This is a genomic window from Minwuia thermotolerans, assembly GCF_002924445.1.
GTDB classification, from domain to species: Bacteria; Pseudomonadota; Alphaproteobacteria; order Minwuiales; family Minwuiaceae; genus Minwuia; species Minwuia thermotolerans.
This window is the reverse complement of sequence record NZ_PIGG01000010.1, coordinates 1-19,599: the sequence shown is the minus strand read 5'-3', so window position 1 is coordinate 19,599 and position 19,599 is coordinate 1. Positions and strand designations below refer to the sequence as shown.

Genomic DNA, 19,599 nt, shown 5'->3' with positions numbered 1-19,599 from the left:
TCAGATCAGCAGGCTCGCCTCGGCCATCAGGTCGTCGGCGGCCTCGCGCACGAGGTCTTCCATCGCCTCGCCATAGACCGGTTCCTTGCCGATTTCCAGCATCACCGGGACGGCGAGCGGCGAGATCCGCTCCAGGCGTTTCACCCGGATATGACCGGCGACGCGGACCAGCATGTCGCCCAGACGCCGGATGTCCAGCAGGCCCGTCGCCGCGTCGGCCCAGGTGGCGCGGAGCAGCACGTGGTCGGGCTCGTGCTCGCGCAGGACGTCATAGATCAGGTCGGAGGAGACTGTCATCTGCCGCCCCGACTTCTCCTTGCCGGGGAAGCGCCGCTCGATCAGACCTGCGATGGTCGCGACGTTGCGGAAGGTCCGCTTCAGCAGCACCGATTCATTCAGCCAGCTTTCCAGGTCGTCGCCGAGCATGTCGCGGTCGAACAGCGCGTCCACGTCCTTCACGGGCCGGAGCGACCACACCGCCAGCGCGTAGTCGGAGGCGACGAAGCCCATCGGCCTCAGCCGCATCCGCTCCATACGCCGGGTCAGCAGCATGCCCAGCGTCTGATGCGCCAGCCGGCCCTCGAACGGGTAGGCGACGAGGTAGAACTTGTCCGCCCGCGGGAAGATCTCGACCAGCAATTCGTCGGGCCGGGGCAGGACCGAACGCCAGTTCTGGATGCGGAGCCACTGCAGCGTCTGGTCGGAAAGGCCGGGATGCGCGCCCGGATCGGCCAGGATGCGGCGCACCTTCTCGGCCAGGAAGGTCGACAGCGGGAACTTGCCGCCCATGTAGCTTGGCACGCTCGCCTCCGCGCCCGGCGCGCGGGTGACGATGGCCGTGGTTTCGCGCACGGCCTCGAAGCGCAGCACCTCGCCGGCGAAGATGAAGGTGTCGCCCTGGGCGAGCTGTTCGATGAAATATTCCTCGATCTCGCCCAGTTGCCGGCCGCCGCGCAGCCGCACCTTCAGCATCGGCGCCTCGACGATGGTGCCGACGTTCAGCCTGTACTGCTGGGCGATGCGGGGGTGGGCGACGCGCAGCCGCCCGTCGCCGGTCTCGCGCAGGCGGTTGTAACGTTCGTATCGCTTCAGCGCGTAGCCGCCGGTGGCGACGAAATCGACCACGCGGTCGAAGGTGGCGCGGTCGAGGCTGGCATAGGGTTCGGTGCGGATCACCTCGGCGTAGAGCTCGTCGGGGTGGAAAGGCGCCCCGCAGGCCACACCGAGCACGTGCTGGGCCAGCACGTCGAGCCCGCCCTCGCGGCCGTCCGGCCCGTCAACCTCGCCGCTGGCCAGCGCCTCCAGCGCCGCGAGACATTCCATCTCCTCGAAACGGTTGGCCGGCGCGAACAGGGCCCGGCTGGGGTCGTCGAGGCGGTGATTGGCGCGGCCGATCCGCTGCAGGGTGCGCGCCGCGCCCTTGGGCGCGCCGATCTGGATGACCAGATCGACATCGCCCCAGTCGATGCCGAGGTCGAGCGTCGAGGTGCAGACCACGGCGCGGAGCTGGCCGCGCGCCATGGCGGTCTCCACCTTGCGCCGGCGCTCCACGTCCAGGCTGCCATGGTGCAGCGCGATGGGCAGCGCCGCCTCGTTGGCGCGCCAGAGTTCCTGGAAGACGAGCTCAGCCTGGCTGCGGGTGTTGACGAAGATCAGCACCGTGCGCGCCGCCTGGATGGCGCGGTAGATGTCGGGGATGGCGTGGCGGGCGCTGTGGCCGGCCCAGGGAATGCGGCCCTCCGCGCGCAGGATGCCGACGTCCGGCTTCGGGCCGGGCGGTCCCCTGACCACCGTCGCCTCCGCGCCTTCGAGGCCGATGAAGCGGGCGAGGCGGTCCGGGTCGGCGATGGTTGCCGACAGCCCGACGCGGCGATGGTCCGGCGCCAGGGCGGCCAGCCGCGCCAGCCCCAGCGCCAGCAGGTCGCCGCGTTTGGAATCGGCGAAGGCGTGCAGTTCGTCGACGATGACGGCACGCAGATGGCGGAAGATCTCCAGCGTCTCCCGGGAGGCCAGCATCAGCGCGAGCTGTTCCGGCGTCGTCAGCAGCAGGTTGGGCGGGTTGCGCCGCTGGCGGGCGCGCTTGGACTGCGGCGTGTCGCCGGTCCGGGTCTCCAGCGTCAGGCCGAGGCCCATCTCGTTCACCGGCATCTCCAGATTGCGCTGGATGTCGTAGGTCAGCGCCTTCAGCGGCGAGATGTAGAGCGTGTGCAGGCCCTGCTTCGGCCGCTCCGCCAGATCGACCAGGCTTGGCAGGAAGCCGGCCAGGGTCTTGCCGCCGCCGGTGGGCGCGATCAGCAGCGCGTTCTCCCGCGCCCGCGAAAGCGCCAGCAGGCGCAACTGATGCGGCCGGGGGCGCCAGCCGCGCGCGGCGAACCAGTCCCCGAAACGCGGGGGCAGAAGGTCGGTGTCGCTCAATCCGGTCGATACGCTCACATGGCGCACCCTACCCAATTCCGCGCCTCGATGTTCCTATTTTATTCAGGATTCTTGTAGTTGACGCAGATGCGCGCGGCGTCGTCGCTGTCCAGCGCTTCGCCGGTGACGCCGCAGCGGCCGACCTCGCCCTTGCCGCAGCCTTCGTTGGGGCTCAGATGGCGGCAGCATGCGACGCAGACGCCGAACAGCGGCGCGTCGGCGTCGGCCTGTACGGCGGCCAGCAGACGGCTGAGTCCCTGGACCATGGCGGCGCCGGTGGGGCCGTCCATGGCGCCGACGGCCTGCTCGATCCGGCGCACCGGATCGCGGGCGATCAGGGCCTTGCCCTTCTCCGTCAGGTCGATCAGGCAGACGCGCTTGTCGCGGTTGCTGGGGCGGCGCTCCAGCAGGCCCTTGTTCTCGAGCGCCGTGATGGTCTGGGAAATGGTGCCCTTGGTGCAGCCGAGGAACTGGGCCACGGCGCCCGGCGTCCGCGAATACCTGTTCGCCCGGCTGAGGAAACGCAGCGCTTCCCACTGGGCGGGGTTGAGGCCGTCCACATACTGCAGTTCCCGCGTCAGACGGCTGAGACGATCGATGAGTTCGGCCACACGCGGCCCGGCGCCAACCGCCGGCATCGGGTCGGTCAAGTTTTCGTATGGTTTCGACTCGAAATTTTTCACTTGTGAGCCTGTCATCACCCGTTAACGTATCGAGGCGAAACCAAATGTCCAGCGCCGTCGGCGTCTGGACGCTGCCCCGAAGTCCGCAGACATGGGTCGGCGGGGCGGTAAAGGGAACGGGAAAGCGCCATGATTCATGATGATTCGATCCATTCCGCACGGCAGGAGCAGCGGTTCATCTCGACCGCGATGTCGACGCCTCTTCTGTCACACGAACATGAACAGGATCTTGCCTTCCGCTGGCGCGACAATGGCGACGAGCGGGCGCTGCACGAGCTGGTGCAGGCCTATATGCGCCTTGTCGTCTCCATAGCGTCGAAGTTCCGAGCCTACGGTCTGCCCCGCGCCGACATGGTGCAGGAGGGCTGCGTCGGCCTGATGCAGGCGGCCGCCCGGTTCGAGCCGGAACGGGGCGTGCGCTTCTCCACCTACGCCACCTGGTGGATCCGCTCCTCGATGCAGGAATACGTGCTGCGCAACTGGTCCATTGTCCGCTCCGGCACCAGCGCGGCGCAGAAGGCGTTGTTCTTCAATCTGCGCCGGCTGCGCGCCCAGATCGACGGCGCGGGCGCCACGGTGCTCTCCGAGGAAGCACGTGAGACGATCTCCCAGCGCCTCAAGGTCTCGGTGCGCGAGGTGACGGCCATGTCCGACCGGCTGTCGTCGCGCGACCAGTCGCTGAACGCGCCGGCCGGCGAGGAAAGCACCGACGAATGGGGCGATTTCCTGGTCGACGACCGGCCGAGCCCCGAAGAGGTCTCGATGCGCTTTCTGGACGGCGGCACGCGCGGCCGCTGGCTGAAGGCCGCGCTGGACGACCTGACGGACCGCGAGCGCCTGATCGTTACCGAGCGCAAGCTCAATGAGGAAAAAGTGACCCTGGAGGAACTGGGCGAACAACTCGGCGTGACCAAGGAGCGGGTGCGCCAGATCGAGCACAAGGCGCTGCAGAAGCTGAGCGACGGGGTGTTGCGCCGCGCACGGGAGGCCGCCGGCGGCGGCGCCGGCAAGGCGGGCGGCGAACTGGCCGCTTGATCCGGCTGCCGCACGGACCAGTTTCGTGCCGACTGCGACGACCAACGGGGAGAATGTCATGAGTGCGAAGATTGCGGCCGGCGCCAGGTTTCCCGAAATCGACCTGCCGAAGGTCGGCGGCGGCAATGTGAAGATCGGCGGCGACGGACGGTGGCAGATGGCCATCGTCTATCGCGGCAAGCACTGCCCGCTCTGCAAGAAGTACCTGGGCGGTCTGGACGCCCTGAAGGAAAAGATCAGGGATGCCGGCATCGAGGTGGTGGCGCTTTCCGCCGATACGGCGGAACAGGCCACGGACTTCGCGGCGGAGGTCGGCCTGGACGTCCCCGTGGGCTATGGCCTGAACGCGGCGCAGATGAAACAACTCGGCCTCTACATCTCGTCGCCGCGGCCCAATGAGACCGATCACGATTTCCCCGAACCCGGGCTTTTCGTCATCAATCCGGACGGCAATGTCCAGGTGGTCGACATCTCGAACGCACCGTTCGCCCGCCCGGATATCGACAACCTGCTGAACGGCATCGCCTTCATTCAGGCGAAGGGCTATCCGATCCGCGGCACGGCCGGCTGAATGCCGCGCGTTTGCCTGCCCGGCGGCTCCAGGCGGCGTCCCGGCGCCGCCTGTTCCCGGCTTTCGCTTTGCGCGGCCCGCGGGTAGTTCTATCCGCACGGGGCGAGGGAAAGCGGGAAGAATCATGGCCGACAGAAACGAACCCACCTTGCGGGCGGCGCCGATGCCGTCCGACTGCAATGCCAATGGCGACATCTTCGGCGGCTGGGTGCTGGCGCAGATGGACATCGCCGGTGGTATTGCCGCATCGCGTTTCATGCAGAAGCGCTGCGTGACGCGCGCCATCGAGGCCATGACCTTCGAGGCCCCGATCCGGGTCGGCGATGTGGTCTCCCTCTACACCCGGGTGAGCCGTGCCGGCCGTACGTCGGTGACCGTGCATATTGACACCATCGTGCAGCGCAAGTTCGGCGCCGAATCCGTGAAGGTCACCGAAGGCGACTTCGTCTTCGTGGCCATCGACGATGATGGCCGTCCCACCACTTTCGGGCCGAATACCGGGATCTGAGGCGCAACCCTGTGTTGCAGCGGGTGGAGCGCTTTTCGGTCGCCTGACGCCGGGGCAACTGTCATACTGGACGGGAAAAGCCAAGAAGAACGGGGCGCGACGGACGCCCCGACCGGTCCGCGCGGGAAGCGCGTGGCGACACAGGAACCAAGGCGCTTCCGGCGGATGGCCGGGCATCCGCGTGTCCCCCAGTTGGATGGAGGATAGCGCCATGCTTGTTGCTTCGATGCTTCGGGCCAAGGGCAATACGATCGGCACCATCAGACCGGATGTCGACGTGATGGCGGTCTGCGCCAGGCTGAAGGAACTCAGGGTCGGTGCGCTGATCGTCAGCGAGGACGGCGAGAAGATTCAGGGCATCGTCTCGGAACGCGACGTCGTCCGCGCCATTGCCGCCCAGGGCGCGGCCGCTTTGCAGCGGGGTGTGACCGAGATCATGACCGGCGACGTGGTGACCTGCGATCCGGGCGACAACATCGGCGATCTGATGCGGATGATGACCGAGAACCGCGTCCGGCATCTGCCGGTCGTCAATCAGGGCCGGATGATCGGTCTCGTCTCCATCGGCGACGTGGTCAAGTACCGCGTCGACGAGCTGGAGCACGAGACGCAGGCCATGCAGGAGTACATCCAGACCGGCTGAGGCTGGTTGCCTGGCTACGCCCTCAGGGCGTGAGGTTCGTGGAGATATTCCTGGCTCTGCATTTCCATCAGCCGGCTTGCCGTGCGGTGGAACTCGAAGCTGCCGTCGCCTGACGGATACAGCTCGTCCGGGGTCGCGCCGGCTGAGCAGATCAGCTTGGTGCGATGTTCGTAGAGCGCGTCGATCAGGGTGACGAAACGCTTGGCCTCGTTGCGCTTCTCGCGCGTCATCTTCGGCACGTCGGCCAGGATCACCGTGTGGAATTCGGCCGCCAGCGCCAGGTAGTCGGCGGCGCCCAGCGGCCGGCCGCAGAAATCCGGGAAGCCGATGAAGGCGACGCCCTTGGCCGCCCGCGGAACGGTCGTGCGACGTCCCTGCACCTCGATCGTCGCCGGCGCCGGCTCCTCGCCCTCGGTCAGGGCCTGGAAGTCCTTTTCCAGCGCCGCATCCGCTTCCGGCCCCAGCGGCGTGACGTAGACCGGCATCTGGTTCAGCCGGTCCATGCGGTAGTCGGTCTGGCTGTCGAGGTGCAGCACGTCCAGCTTCTGCTTCAGCAACTCGATGAACGGCAGAAAGAGCTGGCGGTTGAGCCCGTCCTTGTAGAGATCGTCGGGCGGCCGGTTGGAGGTCGAGACCACCACCACGCCGCGTTCGAACAGCGCCGTGAACAGCCGCCCCAGGATCATGGCGTCGGCCACGTCGCTGACCTGGAACTCGTCGAAGCAGAGCAGCGTGGCCTGGCCCGCCACCCGGTCGGCAATGGGTGGAATGGGGTCGGTCGCTTCCTTCTCGCCCTTCGTCTTCTGGCGGAAGGCGTGGGCGTCGGCATGCACCTCCAGCATGAACTGGTGAAAGTGGATGCGGCGTTTCCGATCGACGGGCGCGGTGTCGTAGAACAGGTCCATCAGCATCGACTTGCCGCGGCCCACGCCGCCATACATGTACAGCCCGGACGGCACCTCGCCGCGCTTCTTCTTCGCGCCGAACTGGAACAGCTTGCGCAGTCCCGTGTCGGCCCTGGGATCATAGGTCTTCAGCCGGTGATGCAGGGCCTGCAGCTTTTCCGCCGCCAGTTCCTGCGCCGTGTCATGGTTGATTTCCCCGGCCCGGACCAGGTTGCGGTAGCTGTGGATCGGGCCCTCGGGCGACAGATGCTCCCTCATGGGCGGACCGTCATGCCGTCATGAGCCACCTCCCAGCCCGCGGCCTCGATCTCGCGGCGCTCCGGCGCGTCGGCGCGGAGGACGGGATTGGTGTTGTTGAGATGGATGAAGATCCGGCGGCCGATGTTCAGGTCCCGGAAGGCGGCCATCGTGCCCTCGGGTCCGGAAATCGACATGTGGCCCATGCGCCGGCCCGTCTTCACGCCGACGCCCTGCCGGATCATCTCGTCGTCGGTCCAGAGCGTGCCGTCGAAGAAGACCGCGTCGGCGCCGTCGAGACGGTGCGCCAGGTCGTCGGTCATCCGCGCGCAGCCGGGAATGTAGTAGACCCGCCGGCCGTCGCCATCGGCGATCTCCAGTCCGACGGTGTCCTCGTCCACGGTGCCGAAGTTCTCGCCTGCCGCACTGTCCTCAAGCCAGAGCGCCACCTTGCCCGGCACGGGAAAGACCGTGAGGCGCAGGCCCAGCGGCGTGCCGTCCCTTTCAGCCAGATCCACGGCCTCGCCCAGGCGGAAGGCGCGCCGGTCGACGAAATCGGGGTTGAGCACGTTGAAGACGGTGTTGGCGCGCAGCACCTCGTGGATGCGGCCCGTGGCGTAGAGCGCCAGCGGCTGGCTCTCGCGCAGGTTCAGCAGGCCAGCGACATGGTCGACATCGCCATTGGTGAGCACAGCCGCGCGGATCGGGCTGTCGCGCAGGCCATCCCGTGGATGCAGCGTAGGGTTGCGCTCAATCTGCTGGCGCAGGTCGGGCGAGGCGTTGAACAGACAGAAGCGCCGTCCGTCGGCGGAGACGGCGATGGACGATTGGGTCTGCGCGACGAGCCCCGGCTCGCCCCCCCAGAATCCGCGGCAGTTGCGGCAGTTGCAGTTCCACTGCGGAAAGCCGCCGCCGGCCGCCGCGCCGAGTACGAGTATCTCCATGCCGCCCCGTCGATCCCTCTGCCGCCGCTCTTCTGGCACGCCGCCCAACATCACGTGAAGCGGTGCTGCGGGCAAGGGGGCATGAGGGCCACGCGGCATCCGCGATTGACCTTTGCCCGACCGTGCCCGAGATTCGCTGCATTGCGGAAAATCCTGAGCGGAGCGTCCTGTTGAACAGTTTTCCCGTCAAACCCGAGCTCGACTATGTCTTCGGCGACGCCCGTCCCGAAGGCGCCGCAACCATGGAGGTCGCGCCGGGCGTGCACTGGATCCGCATGGCGATCCCGATCCCGGGGCTGGACTACATCAATCTCTGGCTGCTGCAGGACGGCGATGGCTGGACCATCGTCGACACCGGGCTCAAGAGCCGCGAGATCGCAGCCTGGTGGGAGGAGATCTTCGAGACCAGGCTGGCCGGCAAGCCGGTGAAGCGGGTGATCTGCACCCACTTCCACACAGATCATGTGGGGCAGGCGGGCTGGCTGACCGAACGCTGGAACTGCATGCTGTGGATGTCGCTCGGCGAGTGGGCCTTTGGACGGACCATGGCGCTGGATGTTGCCGAACGCGTGCCTGACGACGTGGTCGAACACTATCGCCGCATCGGCTATTCGGAAGAAATGCTGGAAGCGCTGCGCGAGCGCGGGTTCCATCGCGTCTCCAAGATGATGACGCCGATCCCGCGCGCCTTCCGCCGGCTGACCCACGACCAGCGCTTCAAGATCGGCCCCCATACCTGGCGCGTCATCGTCGGCCGGGGCCATTCGCCGGAGCATGTGGCGCTGTTCTGCGAGAACCTGAACGTGCTGATATCGGGCGACCAGATCCTGCCGGCGATCACGCCGCATATCGGCGTCTATCCGGCAGAACCGGACGCCAATCCGCTGGCGCTCTACCTGGAGACGCTGGACAACTTCCGGCCGCTGCCGGACGACGTGCTCGTCCTGCCGGCGCACGGCGATCCGTTCCGCAACCTGCACGCCCGCATCAACTATCTGCAGGATCATCACCGGGCCCGGCTGAAGGCGCTGTGGCACGCGGCGCCGGAATGGACCTCGATCCGCGAACTGCTGCCGTCGCTGTTCCGGCGCGAGCTCGGGCCCGACGACATGCCGCTCGCCTTCTCCGAGGCCATCAGCCACATCCACATGCTGATCGGTCGCGGCCGGATGGAGCGGCGGATGGGCGACGACGGCGTTTACCGCTATCGCTCGGCCGGGCTGGACAAGGCCGCCTGAATTCCATTGGCGCCGGGGCTGGCAAGGCCGGCGGCAGTCCCCATATCTGATCCCTGCGACAATCGACCACGGAGTATCCCGTTGCTTGAAATCGGCTTTTTCGGCTGGGCCGTTGTTGCCGGCATCCTTTTCGTGCTGCCGATCTGGCGCATCTGCGAGCGGGTGGGGCTGAATCCGGCAATCTCGCTGTTCGCGCTGATTCCGGTGGCCGGGCTGCCGATCGCGCTCGGCATGCTCGCGTTCAAGTCCTGGCCCAGCGGCGAGGGCCGGGTGCGCGGCCCATTCAAGGAATTCGAACGCCTGCAGGGTGAGCGCTGATGGAACATCTCTGGCCCGGCTCTCCGCTGGTCTTCCTGCTCGCCTGGTTCGGCTGGCGCATCGCCGCCAAGGCCGGCTATTCGGGCTTCTGGGGCCTGACGGCGCTGTTTCCGCCGCTCGGCCTGCTGATGCTCTGGATTCTCGCCGCCTCGAAGGACTGGCCCAAGGTTGCGAAGCCAGGCGGCCGGGGCGAAGGGCCGCGGACCCGGGATGGCGGGATAACCATTCGGCGGCCCGGCTCCGAGATCAAGGAACGCTAGATCGTTCCAGTGCCTGTTTGAACCGCCCGTTGCCCTCGGACTCGATCCGAGGGCCGGTGCACCCGTCGACGCCTCAACACTGGTCCTCCCCGGGACGGCCGGGACAGCCTCGCCAGGCCCGAAGACTTCAACGAATTCAATCTACCCGGGGATTACCCTCCCGGCGGCGTTCCGAATTCGGCACGGGCGTCCGATGGATCGCCTTGTCGGCGCCTTCCTCGGCCGGTGAGTCCTTCTCGCCCCGTTGTTTTTCGCGGATCTTCCGGTTGGCCTCCCGAGCCTCGTCGCGTCTGGATTCACCGTCGCTCATCGCCATGTACCTCACTGTCAGCGTTTGGAGTGATCGTCGATGACCGACAGGTCGGAACCTGCGCGCCGGTCCGCAAGGGCGTCGCGCGATGCGGACATGGCGCGGGTCGAGCGCCTGGCGCGTCTGCTGGATTCGGAGTTCCGCGTGCCGGGCACGGGCCTGCGGTTCGGCCTGGACGGTCTGCTCGGCCTGCTGCCCGGCGTGGGCGACACGGCGACGCTGCTGATGGCGCTCTATCTGGTGGCCGAGGCGCGGCGGCTCGGCGCGTCCTTCGCGACCATCCTGCGGATGCTGTTCAATGTCGTGCTGGACTGGCTGGTCGGACTGATTCCGTTCGTCGGCGACATCTTCGACTTCGGCTTCAAGTGCAACCGCCGCAATGTCGATCTGCTGCGCCGCGATCTGCAGCGCCGGCGCTATTGATCGTCCTTTGAGGTCATGCCGCTGACCACGCCGACGGCGAGCGCGCCGGCCAGCAGGGCCAGCGGCGGCACGCCGGTGGCCTGGATCCCGCCCACCAGCTTCAGCAGGTCGGCATTGACGGTGGCGCGGGCGGCTTCGGCCCGGGCCTTCGCCTGCAGCGCCTTTCGGCGGTTCACGAAATACATGGCCAGCCCCAGCGACAGGCAGGCGACGCCGGCCAGTCCCGCCGCCACGATGGAGGCAGCCGAAAGCGGTGACACATGGGCGGTGAGATGGACATACAGGCCCACGCCGAGGAACATCAGCGCCGCGAAGCCGAGCAGCGCGGCGAACAGCCCGACGCCGGAGCGGATGGCCGCGCCGCGCGCCCTGACCTGGACCCGGTTGCCCTCGGCCTCCAGCAGCTTCTGGAGATCGCCCAGCAGTTCGGGCGGCAGGAACTGGCTCAGCATCGGGAGATCAGCGGCTGAGCATCCGGCCCAGCACCATGCCGACGCCGAAGGCGATGCCGAGCGACATCAGCGGTTTCTCCTGCACCTGGCCGTTGACCCAGTCATGGCCCTCATGGACCTTCTGTTCGCTGTAGCGGCGGGCGTCGGCATAGGTGCGCTGCGCGGAACTTCGCGCCTGATCCTTCATCTGGCCGGTGAGCGCGGCCATGTCGGCGCGCATCTGATCCAGGTCGGCTTTCAGATCGTCGACGGTGACTTCGTTGTTCTCACTGCTTCGCGTGGCCATGGGGTTTCCCTTCTTCTTTGCCGTTGAACAGACCCTGAGCGGCATATGGGTAGGATCACGCGGTTCGCAAACCGACGGCATTGGTTCAATCCGGCCGGGGATTGCTCTAGGTTGCGCCGAACGCCGGGGAGGATTCACAGGATGATGTTTGGCTGCCGAACTGCCATGGCGCTGTCGCTGCTGGCATTGGCCATTCCCCAGGGCTCTGCTGTGGCGCAGCGTCTCGCGGGTGAGATGAAGGCCGAAGTGGTGCGCGAGGCGGCGCTGCCCGAGCGGCTCCATGTCCGGCTGGACCGTCAGGTCGATGGCGCCGAGACGGTGCGGGCGATCTTCCACGATGTTCTCGTTCGCCTCGGCTATCGCATCGACGCCGCCTCGGACTACGAACTTCTGGTGCGCTGGGATGGCCGGCTGGAGGGCGGCGGCTTCAAGTCGCGCTTCCAGCCGGAGGCGAAAGGCGGCAGCAGTTCCGACACTTCGCTGGGACTCAGCATTCTGCTGACCCGCCCGTCAGCAGGCGAGGGCGAGGAAACCTACACCGTGGGCTGCCTGCTCAGCGATGCGGAAGGACCGGTCTGGAAGGCCAAGATCGTGGCGGTCTCGGCGGATCGGGACCGGGAGCGTATCGTGCGTATCCTGGCCGAGCGTCTGATCGAGAGGATGGGGAAGGCGGTGAAGACGACCGCATTCGACACGACGAAGCCGGACCAGGGCCGGCCCGGATTGATGGAGAGCGAAGAGTGAGCGAACTGATGGACGAGCTCTGGCGCGCAGGGGAGCGTGCCGGGGAACTGCTGAAGCAGCGCGGCGAGAAGGTCGCCGTGGTGGAAAGCTCGGCCGGCGGGCTGATTTCGGCGGCGCTGCTGCGCGTGCCCGGCGCTTCCAGCTACTACGAGGGCGGCGCGGTGATCTACACCCGCACCTCGATCCGCGAGGTCGCCGGCGTGGACATGAAGAAGCTGTGGAAGGAACAGGGTATCCGCTCCAGCTCCGAACCCTTCGCGCAGCTGCTTTCGGAACGCATCCGGGAAACTCACGAGACCGTCTGGGGCCTGGGCGAGACCGGCGCCGCAGGGCCCGGCAATGGCTATGGCGATCCGGCCGGCCACAGCTGCCAGGCCGTGGCGGGTCCGAACCCGATCGTCACCACGCTCCGCACCGGCAAGGAGGACCGCGGCGAGAACATGATCCGATTCGCGATCAACGCCCTGAATCTGCTGTCCGGCCAGCTCGAGAAGCCCGTGGTTACGTGACGAGACGGGCGTGCCCGGTCAAAGTCCCGTCGTCTCGCTGACGACGTAGCGTTTCACGTCGCGGCTGAGGATTTCGAGGCTGCCGAGCTTGGCGCGGAATTCCTTCATGTGCGGCGCGTCGAAGTGGGCCTTCAGCGCGCCGTCGCTTTCCCATTCCTCGAAGACGCGGAATGTCGTGGGGCTCTCGATCGACTGGAAGAACGCATAGGTGATGCAGCCCTTCTCGCCGCGGGTGTCCTCGGCCATTTCGGCCATGGCGGCCCTGGCGGTCTCGACGCTTGCATGGCCCAGTTCGAAGGTGCCGCTGACGACGATCATGATGCTGCCTCCCTGATGCTTCCGGGAGAGCATAGCGGACTGTCTGTTCCTGTCAGCCCGCCGGCGACTCCGCGGTCACCGGCCCGGAGCGGCGGCGGTTGAGCAGCAGCCAGAGCGCCAGCGACATGTTGACCAGATTGAACAGGATGCCGTTCAGGAACGCGACCTGGTAGGAGCCGGTGAGGTCGTGGATCTCGCCCGACATCCAGCCGCCGATGGCCATGCCGACGACGGTCGCCATCAGCACCAGGCTGACCCGGGTGCCCGCTTCCGAGGGCCGGAAATAGTCACGCACGATCAGCGCGTAGCTGGGCACGATGCCGCCCTGGCTAAGGCCGAACAGCGCCGAGACGAGGTAGAGCGAGGCCAGACCGTCGAAGGGCAGGTAGAACATCAGCGCCAGGCACTGCAGCGTCGAGCCGAGCAGGAGCGTGCCGAGACCGCCGATGCGGTCGGCGATGAGCCCGGAGATCAGCCGGCTGACGACGCCGAAGCCCAGCATCAGCGACAGCATCTCCGCGCCGCGCGCCGCGCCGTAGCCGAGGTCGGCGCAATAGGCGACGATGTGGACCTGGGGCATGGACATGGCGATGCAGCAGCTCAGCCCCGCCGCGACCAGCAGGATCTGCAGCGCGCGGGGACTGAGACCGGCCTGCTCGGGCCGGGCCACGGGGCCGGCTCCGCCTTTCGCGGCGTTGGCCTGCAGGTCGTCGGCGTCGAGCGGCGCGCGGCGGCGCATCAGCAGGCTGAGCGGCAGCATGGTAACGAGGCAGACGGCGCCGACCATCATGTGCGCTTCCCGCCAGCCGAACTCGGCCATGGCCCAGCTCAGCACCGGCGGCCAGACCGTCCCGGCCAGATAGTTGCCGCTGGCCACGATGGCGACGGCCAGGCCGCGCCGGCGGCGGAACCAGAAGGTGATGTCGGCGACCAGCGGGCCGAAGGTGGCGGAACTGCCCAGCATGCCGATGATCAGCGCCTGGGCGGCGATGAACTGCCAGATCGACTGGGCCTGGGAGGCGGCGAAGTAGCCGATGCCCAGCATGATGCCGGCGATCATCAGCGGGCGCTGGATGCCGTGGCGGTCGGCGATCCGGCCCATCAGCACGCCGCCCACGGCGAAGCCGGCCATGGTCGCCATGTAGGGCAGGGAGGCGCCGCCCCGGTCGACGCCGAAGGCTGCCTCGACCGTCGGCAGGGCGATGACCACCGACCAGAGGCCGACGCCGCCGATGGTGGCGAAGGTCATCGACAGCGCCAGCCGCCACCATGCGTACGGGCTGTCGGCCCTGTCCGCGCCTTCCAGAACCAATCCCCTCGCCATGACCCTTGATCCTCCCCCGAAGCCCGTTACGTCAGGATGCGCGCGACCGCAAGCAAACTCGCATGTCCCAAGCGTCAGGCGATGTGGCGCTCGCCCGTGACTTGGTGTTTAAGTCGGGCCAGCAGACAGATAGAGCGGACAAGGAGAGAGACTATGGCTACCGCCTATATCGTAGACGCCGTTCGCACCGCGGGCGGCCGCCGCGGCGGCCGGCTTGCCGGCTGGCACCCCGCGGATCTGGGCGGCGCCGTCCTCGACGCCCTGGTCGACCGCTCCGGCATCGACCCGGCCGCGATCGAGGACGTGATCATGGGTTGCGTCGGCCAGGCCGGCGAGCAGAGCTTCCACATCGGCCGCAACTGCGTGCTGGCCTCCAAGCTGCCCGAGAGCGTGCCGGCGGTCTCGATCGACCGCCAGTGCGGCTCCTCGCAGCAGTCGCTGCACTTCGCCGCCCAGGCGGTGATGTCGGGGACCATGGACGTGGTCATCGCCGCGGGCGTCGAGAGCATGACGCGCGTGCCGATGGGCAGTCCGACGAAGCTGGCCATGGAGGCCGGTCTCGGCGGGCCGAAGAGCCCAAAGATGGAAGAGCGCTATCCGGGCATCAACTTCAGCCAGTTCATGGGCGCCGAGATGATGGCCGAAAAGTACCAGTTCACCCGCGAACAGCTCGACACCTTCGCGCTGGAGAGTCACAGGCGCGCCATGCGGGCGACCGACGCGGGCGACTTCCGCAACGAGATCGTGCCGCTGGAGATCGAGACCGAGGATGGCCGCGAGGTCCACGACAGGGACGAGGGCATCCGCTACGACGCGTCGATGGAATCGATCGGCTCGGTCAAGCTGCTGAAGGAGGGCGGGCGCATCACCGCCGCCAACGCCAGCCAGATCTGCGATGGCTCGTCGGGTGCGCTGATCGTCTCGGAGGAGGCGCTGAAGCGCCACAATCTGACGCCGATCGCGCGCATCCACAACCTGACGGTCACCGGCGGCGACCCGGTCATCATGCTGGAGGAGCCGATCGGCGCGACGAAGCGCGCGCTGGAGCGGGCCGGCATGAAGATCGAGGATATCGATCTCTACGAGGTCAACGAGGCCTTCGCGCCGGTGCCTCTGGCCTGGATGAAGGTGATCGGCGCGGACCACGAGAAGCTGAACGTCAATGGCGGCGCCATCGCGCTGGGCCACCCGCTGGGCGCCTCCGGCACCAAGCTGATGGCGACGCTGCTCAACGCCATGAAGGGCCGCAAGGCGAAGTACGGCCTGCAGACCATGTGCGAGGGCGGCGGCCTGGCGAACGTCACCATCGTCGAATCGCTGCAGTAGTCAGCAGTCCCCTTTGCGGGGTTCGGGAAAGGGCGGGGCCGCGAGGCTCCGCCCTTTATCCGTAGGTGCTCCGCCCTCAGCGGCCCCAGCGCGCTGCCTGTCCGCGGCCGTCGATATGGACGAACGGGCCATGCACGGCATTGGCGCGGTAGGCGCCGAGTCCGCCGCTGGGCTGTTCCGGTCGGTCGGAAATGGCGCTGGCGGAGAAGTCGTAGAGCCAGTTGGCGTCCTGCTTCGTCACCCGCCCGTCGCCGGAGAGATCGTCCATCATGCCGTCCGTCGGATCGTGATCGATGTAGACGTCGGCGGCGTCGCCGTACATGTGGCGCGAGCGTTTGGCTCCGTTGATGGCCGTGTTGTAGAACGGCGTGCGGAAGCCCGACATCACGAACAGCGTTTCCGCCTCGGTTCGCCCGGTCTCATGCAAGCCGGCCAGCACCGTCTCCAGACGTGTGATCAGGTCCGGCGTCAACAGCAGGTATTTCGGCCAGTGGTCCGGCTGCTGCTTGCAGAGAAACTGCCCGATGGTGAAGTGCGGCGAAACGGGGACATCCATGTCGCCCGGTCCGTCGAGCGCGATGAAGCCTTCCGGCCTGTTGGCCGGGAAACTGCCGATCCGGTAGCCGTTCAGCCGCCCCTTGCGGATCCTGTCTGCCGGCTCCAGGACGAAAAGCGTGATCTCTTGGGCCGTCCGGCCGTTCGGCTGCTCGATGACCACGGAGGCGACGCCGGCCTTCTGCGGCGCCAGCCATTCGGTCACCCGGCCCTCCCGGGGAACGAAATGGCCGTCTATGCGCATGGCGAAGCCGGGCGGGAGGTGAAAGGCCACTTCGTCACCGGGCATCGTCGTCGCGAACCAGAGGTCGTGGGGCAGGATGGCCCCCTGAACCCGGACAGCCGTGCCGGCTTCGACTGTCTTCCCCGATGACAGAAAGGGGGGCTGCTTCTGTGCGACCGCAGCTATGCCGCCCGCCAGAAGCAACACCGCCAATGTTGTTGTTATCAGCCTGAATTTCATGCCCTATCCGTTGTTTCGGAAGTCTCCGGGGGCTTCGGAGATATTGCGGGAATGGGGGGCGTGAAGCGGCGCCATGCGCGTCGCTGCCCGGATTCCGTCCTGCCGATCATAGATGTCGCGCCAGAAATGGGCCCGGCCCTGGTCGTCCACGGTCACGGTGATGTAGGTGATGTGCACCGGAACGGGCTCCTTGACCGGCATCCAGTCGTTCTCACGGCTCGCCAGTTTCTCCTCAATCTCCTCATCGGAGAGCTGGGGGTCGATGCCGGCAATCCAGCGCGCCATGGCGACCGGCCGTTGCAGCCGCACGCAGCCCGAACTGAAGGCGCGCTGCGCCTCCTCGAACAGGTGCTTGTCGGGCGTGTCGTGCATGTAGACCGAGTACTGGTTGGGAAAGATGATCTTCAGCCGGCCGAGGGCGTTGGCGTCGCCCGGTCCCTGGACGATCTTGTAGCGCTCGGCGGATTCCGGATCGTGCCAGTTCACGTTGTAGGGGCTGACCTGATCACCTGTTTCGCGGTCGAAGACCTTGTAATTGCCGCGTCGGGCATAGCCCGGATCGCGCTGCAGCCTGGGCAGCTTGTCCTTGCGGGCGATGCTCACGGGCACGTTCCACTCGGGATTGGTCACGACATACTCGACCTGGTCGCTGAAGACTGGCGTCCGGCGGTCGGGTCGCCCGACGATCGTCTTCATGCTGATTTCGCGGTGGCCGTCGTTCCAGCCTTCGGCAGTGAAGGAGGGCACATTCACCCAGAGGTGACGGCGGCCCATGTCGCCCTGCAGCCGCCAGCGGTGCATGGCGTCCGCGATGCGGTCGAGCTTGGATTCAACGCTTTCGTTCAGCGCCTCGAGCGTGTTCGGACCCACCACGCCGTCCGGCTTCAGTCCGTGGCGGCGCTGGAACTCCTTCAGGTCGACCGCAAGTTGCCAGTCGAGCCGATCCAGACGGTGCCCGGGGGTTTGGCCAAGGGCATGGAAGCCCTCGGCCGCCAGACGTTCACGCAGGGCCGGGATGCGCGGGTCGCGCTGCCCTCGGTAGACGAGTTCGCCCTGCGGGATGGCCGGCCAGCCGCCGGCCGCGGCGATTTCACGGTAGTGCTTCATCGCATCTTTCAGCCGGTCGTACTGACTGTGCCCGGGTTCCACCTCGCCAAGGGCCGCATCGGCGTCGCCGGCGCCGGCGCGCATGATGAGTTCGGTCAGCAGGGCGCGGTTGGGTCCGTGCCGGCGCGGCCGGACCGCTTTGCCCTCGTCGCTCAGTCCGCCGCTGACCAGCGCGGCCAGCCGCACGAATGCGGTGGTCAGTTCGACGTCGGCTTCGGCGGCCCGTTCCGGCCCGTCGCCGAAGCGCGCGCGGATCATTCCGTCCAGCGCCTGCAGGGTGACTGCCTCCACGACCAGACCGCGGTCGAAATTGCTGGCGACGGCGTCGTAGAAGTCGAAGGCGCCCTTGCGTGTCCAGATCGGTTCGAAGACATGCCGCGCATAGGCCTGACGAATGGCGGTCATCGCGCCATGGCCGACTTCGCCCTCCAGACGCGCTTCGACGCCTTCGGCAGTGACAAGATCCTCGATTTCTCTGCGGATCGGCTCGGAGGGCGGGGCGCCGAGCATCTTGTCCTCGACGGCCGGCGCGGCGGTGATCTCCATGCCGGGTGGCGGCCGGTGCTGACCCTGGGCCTGGCCGGCGGCAAGCGCCGCCGCGGTCAGGACGAGCAGGCCGGCGGAGGCCAGCCGCAAGGGCGTCATGCGCCCTCCGTCGCGCAGGGCGGCGGTGTCGGATATCCGGTTCTTGTACATGGTCACTCGTATTGTTTTTGTTGGTGACGTTGTTGCTCAGGTGGGGACGGTCACCGGCCGCGCCAATTGACGATCTGTCGCGCCGATTGACGATCCGGAAGACGCTGGTGTAACTGAACCGCTCGCACGTTCCCCAACGGGCCTGTAGCTCAACTGGTTAGAGCCGGCCGCTCATAACGGTCTGGTTGCAGGTTCGAGTCCTGCCGGGCCCACCATTTCTTCTCACGCACCCTCGCGTCCAGACTGCAGAGCCGCGAAGGCGCCCCAATTCCGGGCCTTTGCGGGGTTCTCTCGCTGAACGAATTGGTGCCAGAGACGATCCTCGTGGTCCGTAGAGCCACTAAAAGGTCACGGGTCTCTCCGGCGCGAATTGGGCGTCCAAACCATCATTAATTGGAACCCTGGGGGAAGCTCTCAGGTCTCGAAGCCGAGAAGCCGCCTCTGCGCTGACCAGTCCAGCGGCAGCCTGCTCATCCGCTTCAGCCTGTTCGCGGTAAGGTCCGGCGGATGAAGGCCGTCCAGAATGGCATCGATGATGTCAGGCGCGAGGCAGGAGAGGGCGATGACGCGACTGATCTCGCTTTCCTCGACATGTTCGCGGGCGGCGATATCCCGGATCGATGCGGCCTCAACGGTCCCGAGCATCCGGTTCCAGCGGTGGGCCCGGGCAACCAGTTCGATCAGCGCCTGGTCCGGGCACGCTTGCCGCTCGGGCGATGCATCAACCAGCAGGCGCGCGCCGGACGAACGGCGGCCCAGCCGGACCGGAAGGCGGAGGAGAACTGTGGGGGATTGTTCTGCCGAGCCCTGGCGGTCTGACCACGCTTCGCCACGTTGTGAGCGCTCTGCCTCGCCCGCGCCTGAGCAAAGCTGGTCGCGGCAGAGTTCAATCTCGATACCGTCATCCAGCAGGCGGATGCGCCTGACCAGCAACGCCAGCAGGTTCCGTGCAGGGGCGTCGTTCGGCCTGCTCAAGACGTCACGAATGCAGGTCGATCGATCAGCGATGACGGCTGGCTCCAGGCCCAGCATGTCTTCTGGGTCAAGCAGCCGGGCGAGTTCGATGGGATCGCCCAGCGCTTTGGCCAGCTGCCGGATGATCAGGGTATCGAGCTGCCCGGCCGGAACCCGCCAGCCCCGTTCCTTCTCGCCGCCGGGAACCATGAGGCCTCGTGATGTGTAATAGAAGTAGTGCCTGCCGTTCTTGCTGGTTTTCGTGGCGTGAAGAGGGCGACCGGCGCCATCGACGAAGCGTTTCCTGAAGAGGTGGGTATCTGATGGGGCAGATGACGCGATGTGGAACCGGGCGCTGGCATCCAGCTTCTGCTG

Annotated in this window: 22 protein-coding genes, 1 tRNA gene and 1 pseudogene; 12 read left to right on the top strand and 12 right to left on the bottom strand. The window is 67.1% G+C overall.

What is annotated here, in order from left to right; genetic code table 11:
- Both CWC60_RS01235 and CWC60_RS01230 read right to left on the bottom strand, forming a co-directional pair.
- Complete coding sequence (locus CWC60_RS01235) at positions 1 to 2,433, bottom strand: ligase-associated DNA damage response DEXH box helicase (protein ID WP_206419705.1); 2,433 nt, start codon at positions 2,431 to 2,433, stop codon at positions 1 to 3.
- Between the two features lie 41 nt (positions 2,434 to 2,474).
- On the bottom strand, positions 2,475 to 3,026 hold the full coding sequence (locus CWC60_RS01230; RefSeq protein ID WP_164516306.1) for a MarR family winged helix-turn-helix transcriptional regulator: 552 nt from the start codon (positions 3,024 to 3,026) through the stop codon (positions 2,475 to 2,477).
- A 201-nt stretch (positions 3,027 to 3,227) separates the two neighbouring features.
- On the opposite strand from CWC60_RS01230, the gene CWC60_RS01225 reads away from it, so the two are divergent.
- The 4 genes from CWC60_RS01225 (at position 3,228) to CWC60_RS01210 (ending at position 5,855) form a co-directional block, all read left to right on the top strand.
- The gene (locus CWC60_RS01225) at positions 3,228 to 4,133 is read left to right on the top strand and encodes an RNA polymerase factor sigma-32 (protein WP_109792235.1); all 906 of its coding nucleotides are present in this window, start codon (positions 3,228 to 3,230) and stop codon (positions 4,131 to 4,133) included.
- A gap of 58 nt (positions 4,134 to 4,191) precedes the next feature.
- Complete coding sequence (locus tag CWC60_RS01220; RefSeq protein ID WP_109792234.1) at positions 4,192 to 4,704, top strand: peroxiredoxin-like family protein; 513 nt, start codon at positions 4,192 to 4,194, stop codon at positions 4,702 to 4,704.
- 124 nt (positions 4,705 to 4,828) lie between these two features.
- Positions 4,829 to 5,212, top strand: coding sequence for an acyl-CoA thioesterase (locus CWC60_RS01215; RefSeq protein WP_109792233.1), 384 nt, complete (start codon positions 4,829 to 4,831; stop codon positions 5,210 to 5,212).
- Positions 5,213 to 5,423: 211 nt separating this feature from the next.
- Positions 5,424 to 5,855: a CBS domain-containing protein gene (locus tag CWC60_RS01210; protein WP_109792395.1), complete on the top strand. Its 432-nt coding sequence runs from the start codon at positions 5,424 to 5,426 to the stop codon at positions 5,853 to 5,855.
- Positions 5,856 to 5,869: 14 nt separating this feature from the next.
- Here the strand turns inward: CWC60_RS01210 and zapE are convergent, their stop codons facing one another.
- Together zapE and pqqB are read right to left on the bottom strand one after the other, a co-directional pair.
- Positions 5,870 to 7,018 (bottom strand): cell division protein ZapE, encoded by a 1,149-nt coding sequence (zapE, locus tag CWC60_RS01205; protein WP_109792232.1) that lies wholly within the window; start codon positions 7,016 to 7,018, stop codon positions 5,870 to 5,872.
- Positions 7,015 to 7,941 carry a pyrroloquinoline quinone biosynthesis protein PqqB gene (gene pqqB / locus CWC60_RS01200; protein ID WP_109792231.1) on the bottom strand — a complete coding sequence of 309 codons (927 nt, stop codon included), beginning with the start codon at positions 7,939 to 7,941 and terminating at the stop codon, positions 7,015 to 7,017. The genes zapE and pqqB overlap by 4 nt, the downstream gene beginning before the upstream one ends.
- A 170-nt stretch (positions 7,942 to 8,111) precedes the next feature.
- Between pqqB and CWC60_RS01195 the strand changes: the two genes are divergently transcribed.
- The 3 genes from CWC60_RS01195 to CWC60_RS01185 all read left to right on the top strand — a co-directional run bounded on the left by CWC60_RS01195 (position 8,112) and on the right by CWC60_RS01185 (position 9,757).
- Positions 8,112 to 9,179, top strand: a complete 1,068-nt coding sequence (locus tag CWC60_RS01195) for an MBL fold metallo-hydrolase (protein WP_109792230.1) — start codon at positions 8,112 to 8,114, stop codon at positions 9,177 to 9,179.
- A gap of 81 nt (positions 9,180 to 9,260) precedes the next feature.
- Positions 9,261 to 9,497, top strand: coding sequence for a hypothetical protein (locus CWC60_RS01190; protein WP_109792229.1), 237 nt, complete (start codon positions 9,261 to 9,263; stop codon positions 9,495 to 9,497).
- Positions 9,497 to 9,757, top strand: coding sequence for a hypothetical protein (locus tag CWC60_RS01185; RefSeq protein ID WP_109792228.1), 261 nt, complete (start codon positions 9,497 to 9,499; stop codon positions 9,755 to 9,757). Before CWC60_RS01190 ends, CWC60_RS01185 begins: the two co-directional genes overlap by 1 nt.
- A 136-nt stretch (positions 9,758 to 9,893) precedes the next feature.
- On the opposite strand, the gene CWC60_RS01180 is transcribed toward CWC60_RS01185, so the two are convergent.
- Positions 9,894 to 10,073: a hypothetical protein gene (locus tag CWC60_RS01180; RefSeq protein WP_109792227.1), complete on the bottom strand. Its 180-nt coding sequence runs from the start codon at positions 10,071 to 10,073 to the stop codon at positions 9,894 to 9,896.
- Between the two features lie 33 nt (positions 10,074 to 10,106).
- Between CWC60_RS01180 and CWC60_RS01175 the strand changes: the two genes are divergently transcribed.
- Positions 10,107 to 10,490, top strand: a complete 384-nt coding sequence (locus CWC60_RS01175) for a DUF4112 domain-containing protein (protein WP_109792226.1) — start codon at positions 10,107 to 10,109, stop codon at positions 10,488 to 10,490.
- Here the strand turns inward: CWC60_RS01175 and CWC60_RS01170 are convergent.
- On the bottom strand, positions 10,484 to 10,942 hold the full coding sequence (locus tag CWC60_RS01170; RefSeq protein ID WP_109792225.1) for a hypothetical protein: 459 nt from the start codon (positions 10,940 to 10,942) through the stop codon (positions 10,484 to 10,486). The genes CWC60_RS01175 and CWC60_RS01170 overlap by 7 nt on opposite strands.
- Before the next feature lie 7 nt (positions 10,943 to 10,949).
- The gene (locus CWC60_RS01165) at positions 10,950 to 11,228 is read right to left on the bottom strand and encodes an ElaB/YgaM/YqjD family protein (RefSeq protein WP_109792224.1); all 279 of its coding nucleotides are present in this window, start codon (positions 11,226 to 11,228) and stop codon (positions 10,950 to 10,952) included.
- A 141-nt stretch (positions 11,229 to 11,369) separates the two neighbouring features.
- Here CWC60_RS01165 and CWC60_RS01160 point away from each other — a divergent pair, with 141 nt between their 5' ends.
- Entirely contained in the window at positions 11,370 to 11,972 is a 603-nt protein-coding gene (locus tag CWC60_RS01160) for a hypothetical protein (protein ID WP_125182702.1), read from the top strand.
- Complete coding sequence (locus CWC60_RS01155; RefSeq protein WP_241147882.1) at positions 11,969 to 12,481, top strand: CinA family protein; 513 nt, start codon at positions 11,969 to 11,971, stop codon at positions 12,479 to 12,481. The genes CWC60_RS01160 and CWC60_RS01155 overlap by 4 nt, the downstream gene beginning before the upstream one ends.
- A gap of 18 nt (positions 12,482 to 12,499) precedes the next feature.
- On the opposite strand, the gene CWC60_RS01150 is transcribed toward CWC60_RS01155, so the two are convergent.
- Positions 12,500 to 12,799 (bottom strand): putative quinol monooxygenase, encoded by a 300-nt coding sequence (locus tag CWC60_RS01150; RefSeq protein WP_164516305.1) that lies wholly within the window; start codon positions 12,797 to 12,799, stop codon positions 12,500 to 12,502.
- Positions 12,800 to 12,851: 52 nt separating this feature from the next.
- On the bottom strand, positions 12,852 to 14,123 hold the full coding sequence (locus tag CWC60_RS01145) for an MFS transporter (protein WP_109792221.1): 1,272 nt from the start codon (positions 14,121 to 14,123) through the stop codon (positions 12,852 to 12,854).
- Between the two features lie 153 nt (positions 14,124 to 14,276).
- On the opposite strand from CWC60_RS01145, the gene CWC60_RS01140 reads away from it, so the two are divergent.
- The gene (locus CWC60_RS01140; protein ID WP_109792220.1) at positions 14,277 to 15,449 is read left to right on the top strand and encodes an acetyl-CoA C-acetyltransferase; all 1,173 of its coding nucleotides are present in this window, start codon (positions 14,277 to 14,279) and stop codon (positions 15,447 to 15,449) included.
- A 76-nt stretch (positions 15,450 to 15,525) separates the two neighbouring features.
- Here CWC60_RS01140 and CWC60_RS01135 read toward each other — a convergent pair whose 3' ends face one another.
- Together CWC60_RS01135 and CWC60_RS01130 are read right to left on the bottom strand one after the other, a co-directional pair.
- Complete coding sequence (locus CWC60_RS01135) at positions 15,526 to 16,467, bottom strand: D-Ala-D-Ala carboxypeptidase family metallohydrolase (protein WP_206419704.1); 942 nt, start codon at positions 16,465 to 16,467, stop codon at positions 15,526 to 15,528.
- A 3-nt stretch (positions 16,468 to 16,470) separates the two neighbouring features.
- The gene (locus CWC60_RS01130; RefSeq protein ID WP_109792219.1) at positions 16,471 to 18,270 is read right to left on the bottom strand and encodes a L,D-transpeptidase family protein; all 1,800 of its coding nucleotides are present in this window, start codon (positions 18,268 to 18,270) and stop codon (positions 16,471 to 16,473) included.
- A gap of 138 nt (positions 18,271 to 18,408) precedes the next feature.
- Here CWC60_RS01130 and CWC60_RS01125 point away from each other — a divergent pair.
- A tRNA-Ile gene (locus tag CWC60_RS01125) sits at positions 18,409 to 18,485 on the top strand.
- Positions 18,486 to 18,684: 199 nt separating this feature from the next.
- On the opposite strand, the pseudogene CWC60_RS23430 reads toward CWC60_RS01125, so the two are convergent.
- Positions 18,685 to 19,599 (bottom strand): annotated as a pseudogene (locus CWC60_RS23430) (hypothetical protein); the annotation flags it as partial.

Excerpts from the sequence above, each read along its gene's own strand:
- CWC60_RS01160 (WP_125182702.1), top strand. The coding sequence starts at position 11,370 with ATGATGTTTGGCTGCCGAACTGCCATGGCGCTGTCGCTGCTGGCATTG.
- CWC60_RS01225 (WP_109792235.1), top strand. The coding sequence starts at position 3,228 with ATGATTCATGATGATTCGATCCATTCCGCACGGCAGGAGCAGCGGTTC.
- CWC60_RS01185 (WP_109792228.1), top strand. The coding sequence starts at position 9,497 with ATGGAACATCTCTGGCCCGGCTCTCCGCTGGTCTTCCTGCTCGCCTGG.
- CWC60_RS01145 (WP_109792221.1), bottom strand. The coding sequence starts at position 14,123 with ATGGCGAGGGGATTGGTTCTGGAAGGCGCGGACAGGGCCGACAGCCCG.
- CWC60_RS01150 (WP_164516305.1), bottom strand. The coding sequence starts at position 12,799 with ATGATCGTCGTCAGCGGCACCTTCGAACTGGGCCATGCAAGCGTCGAG.
- CWC60_RS01140 (WP_109792220.1), top strand. The coding sequence starts at position 14,277 with ATGGCTACCGCCTATATCGTAGACGCCGTTCGCACCGCGGGCGGCCGC.
- CWC60_RS01135 (WP_206419704.1), bottom strand. The coding sequence starts at position 16,467 with ATGAAATTCAGGCTGATAACAACAACATTGGCGGTGTTGCTTCTGGCG.
- CWC60_RS01165 (WP_109792224.1), bottom strand. The coding sequence starts at position 11,228 with ATGGCCACGCGAAGCAGTGAGAACAACGAAGTCACCGTCGACGATCTG.
- CWC60_RS01215 (WP_109792233.1), top strand. The coding sequence starts at position 4,829 with ATGGCCGACAGAAACGAACCCACCTTGCGGGCGGCGCCGATGCCGTCC.
- CWC60_RS01130 (WP_109792219.1), bottom strand. The coding sequence starts at position 18,270 with ATGTACAAGAACCGGATATCCGACACCGCCGCCCTGCGCGACGGAGGG.
- zapE (WP_109792232.1), bottom strand. The coding sequence starts at position 7,018 with ATGAGGGAGCATCTGTCGCCCGAGGGCCCGATCCACAGCTACCGCAAC.
- CWC60_RS01175 (WP_109792226.1), top strand. The coding sequence starts at position 10,107 with ATGACCGACAGGTCGGAACCTGCGCGCCGGTCCGCAAGGGCGTCGCGC.
- pqqB (WP_109792231.1), bottom strand. The coding sequence starts at position 7,941 with ATGGAGATACTCGTACTCGGCGCGGCGGCCGGCGGCGGCTTTCCGCAG.
- CWC60_RS01220 (WP_109792234.1), top strand. The coding sequence starts at position 4,192 with ATGAGTGCGAAGATTGCGGCCGGCGCCAGGTTTCCCGAAATCGACCTG.
- CWC60_RS01210 (WP_109792395.1), top strand. The coding sequence starts at position 5,424 with ATGCTTGTTGCTTCGATGCTTCGGGCCAAGGGCAATACGATCGGCACC.
- CWC60_RS01170 (WP_109792225.1), bottom strand. The coding sequence starts at position 10,942 with ATGCTGAGCCAGTTCCTGCCGCCCGAACTGCTGGGCGATCTCCAGAAG.
- CWC60_RS01180 (WP_109792227.1), bottom strand. The coding sequence starts at position 10,073 with ATGGCGATGAGCGACGGTGAATCCAGACGCGACGAGGCTCGGGAGGCC.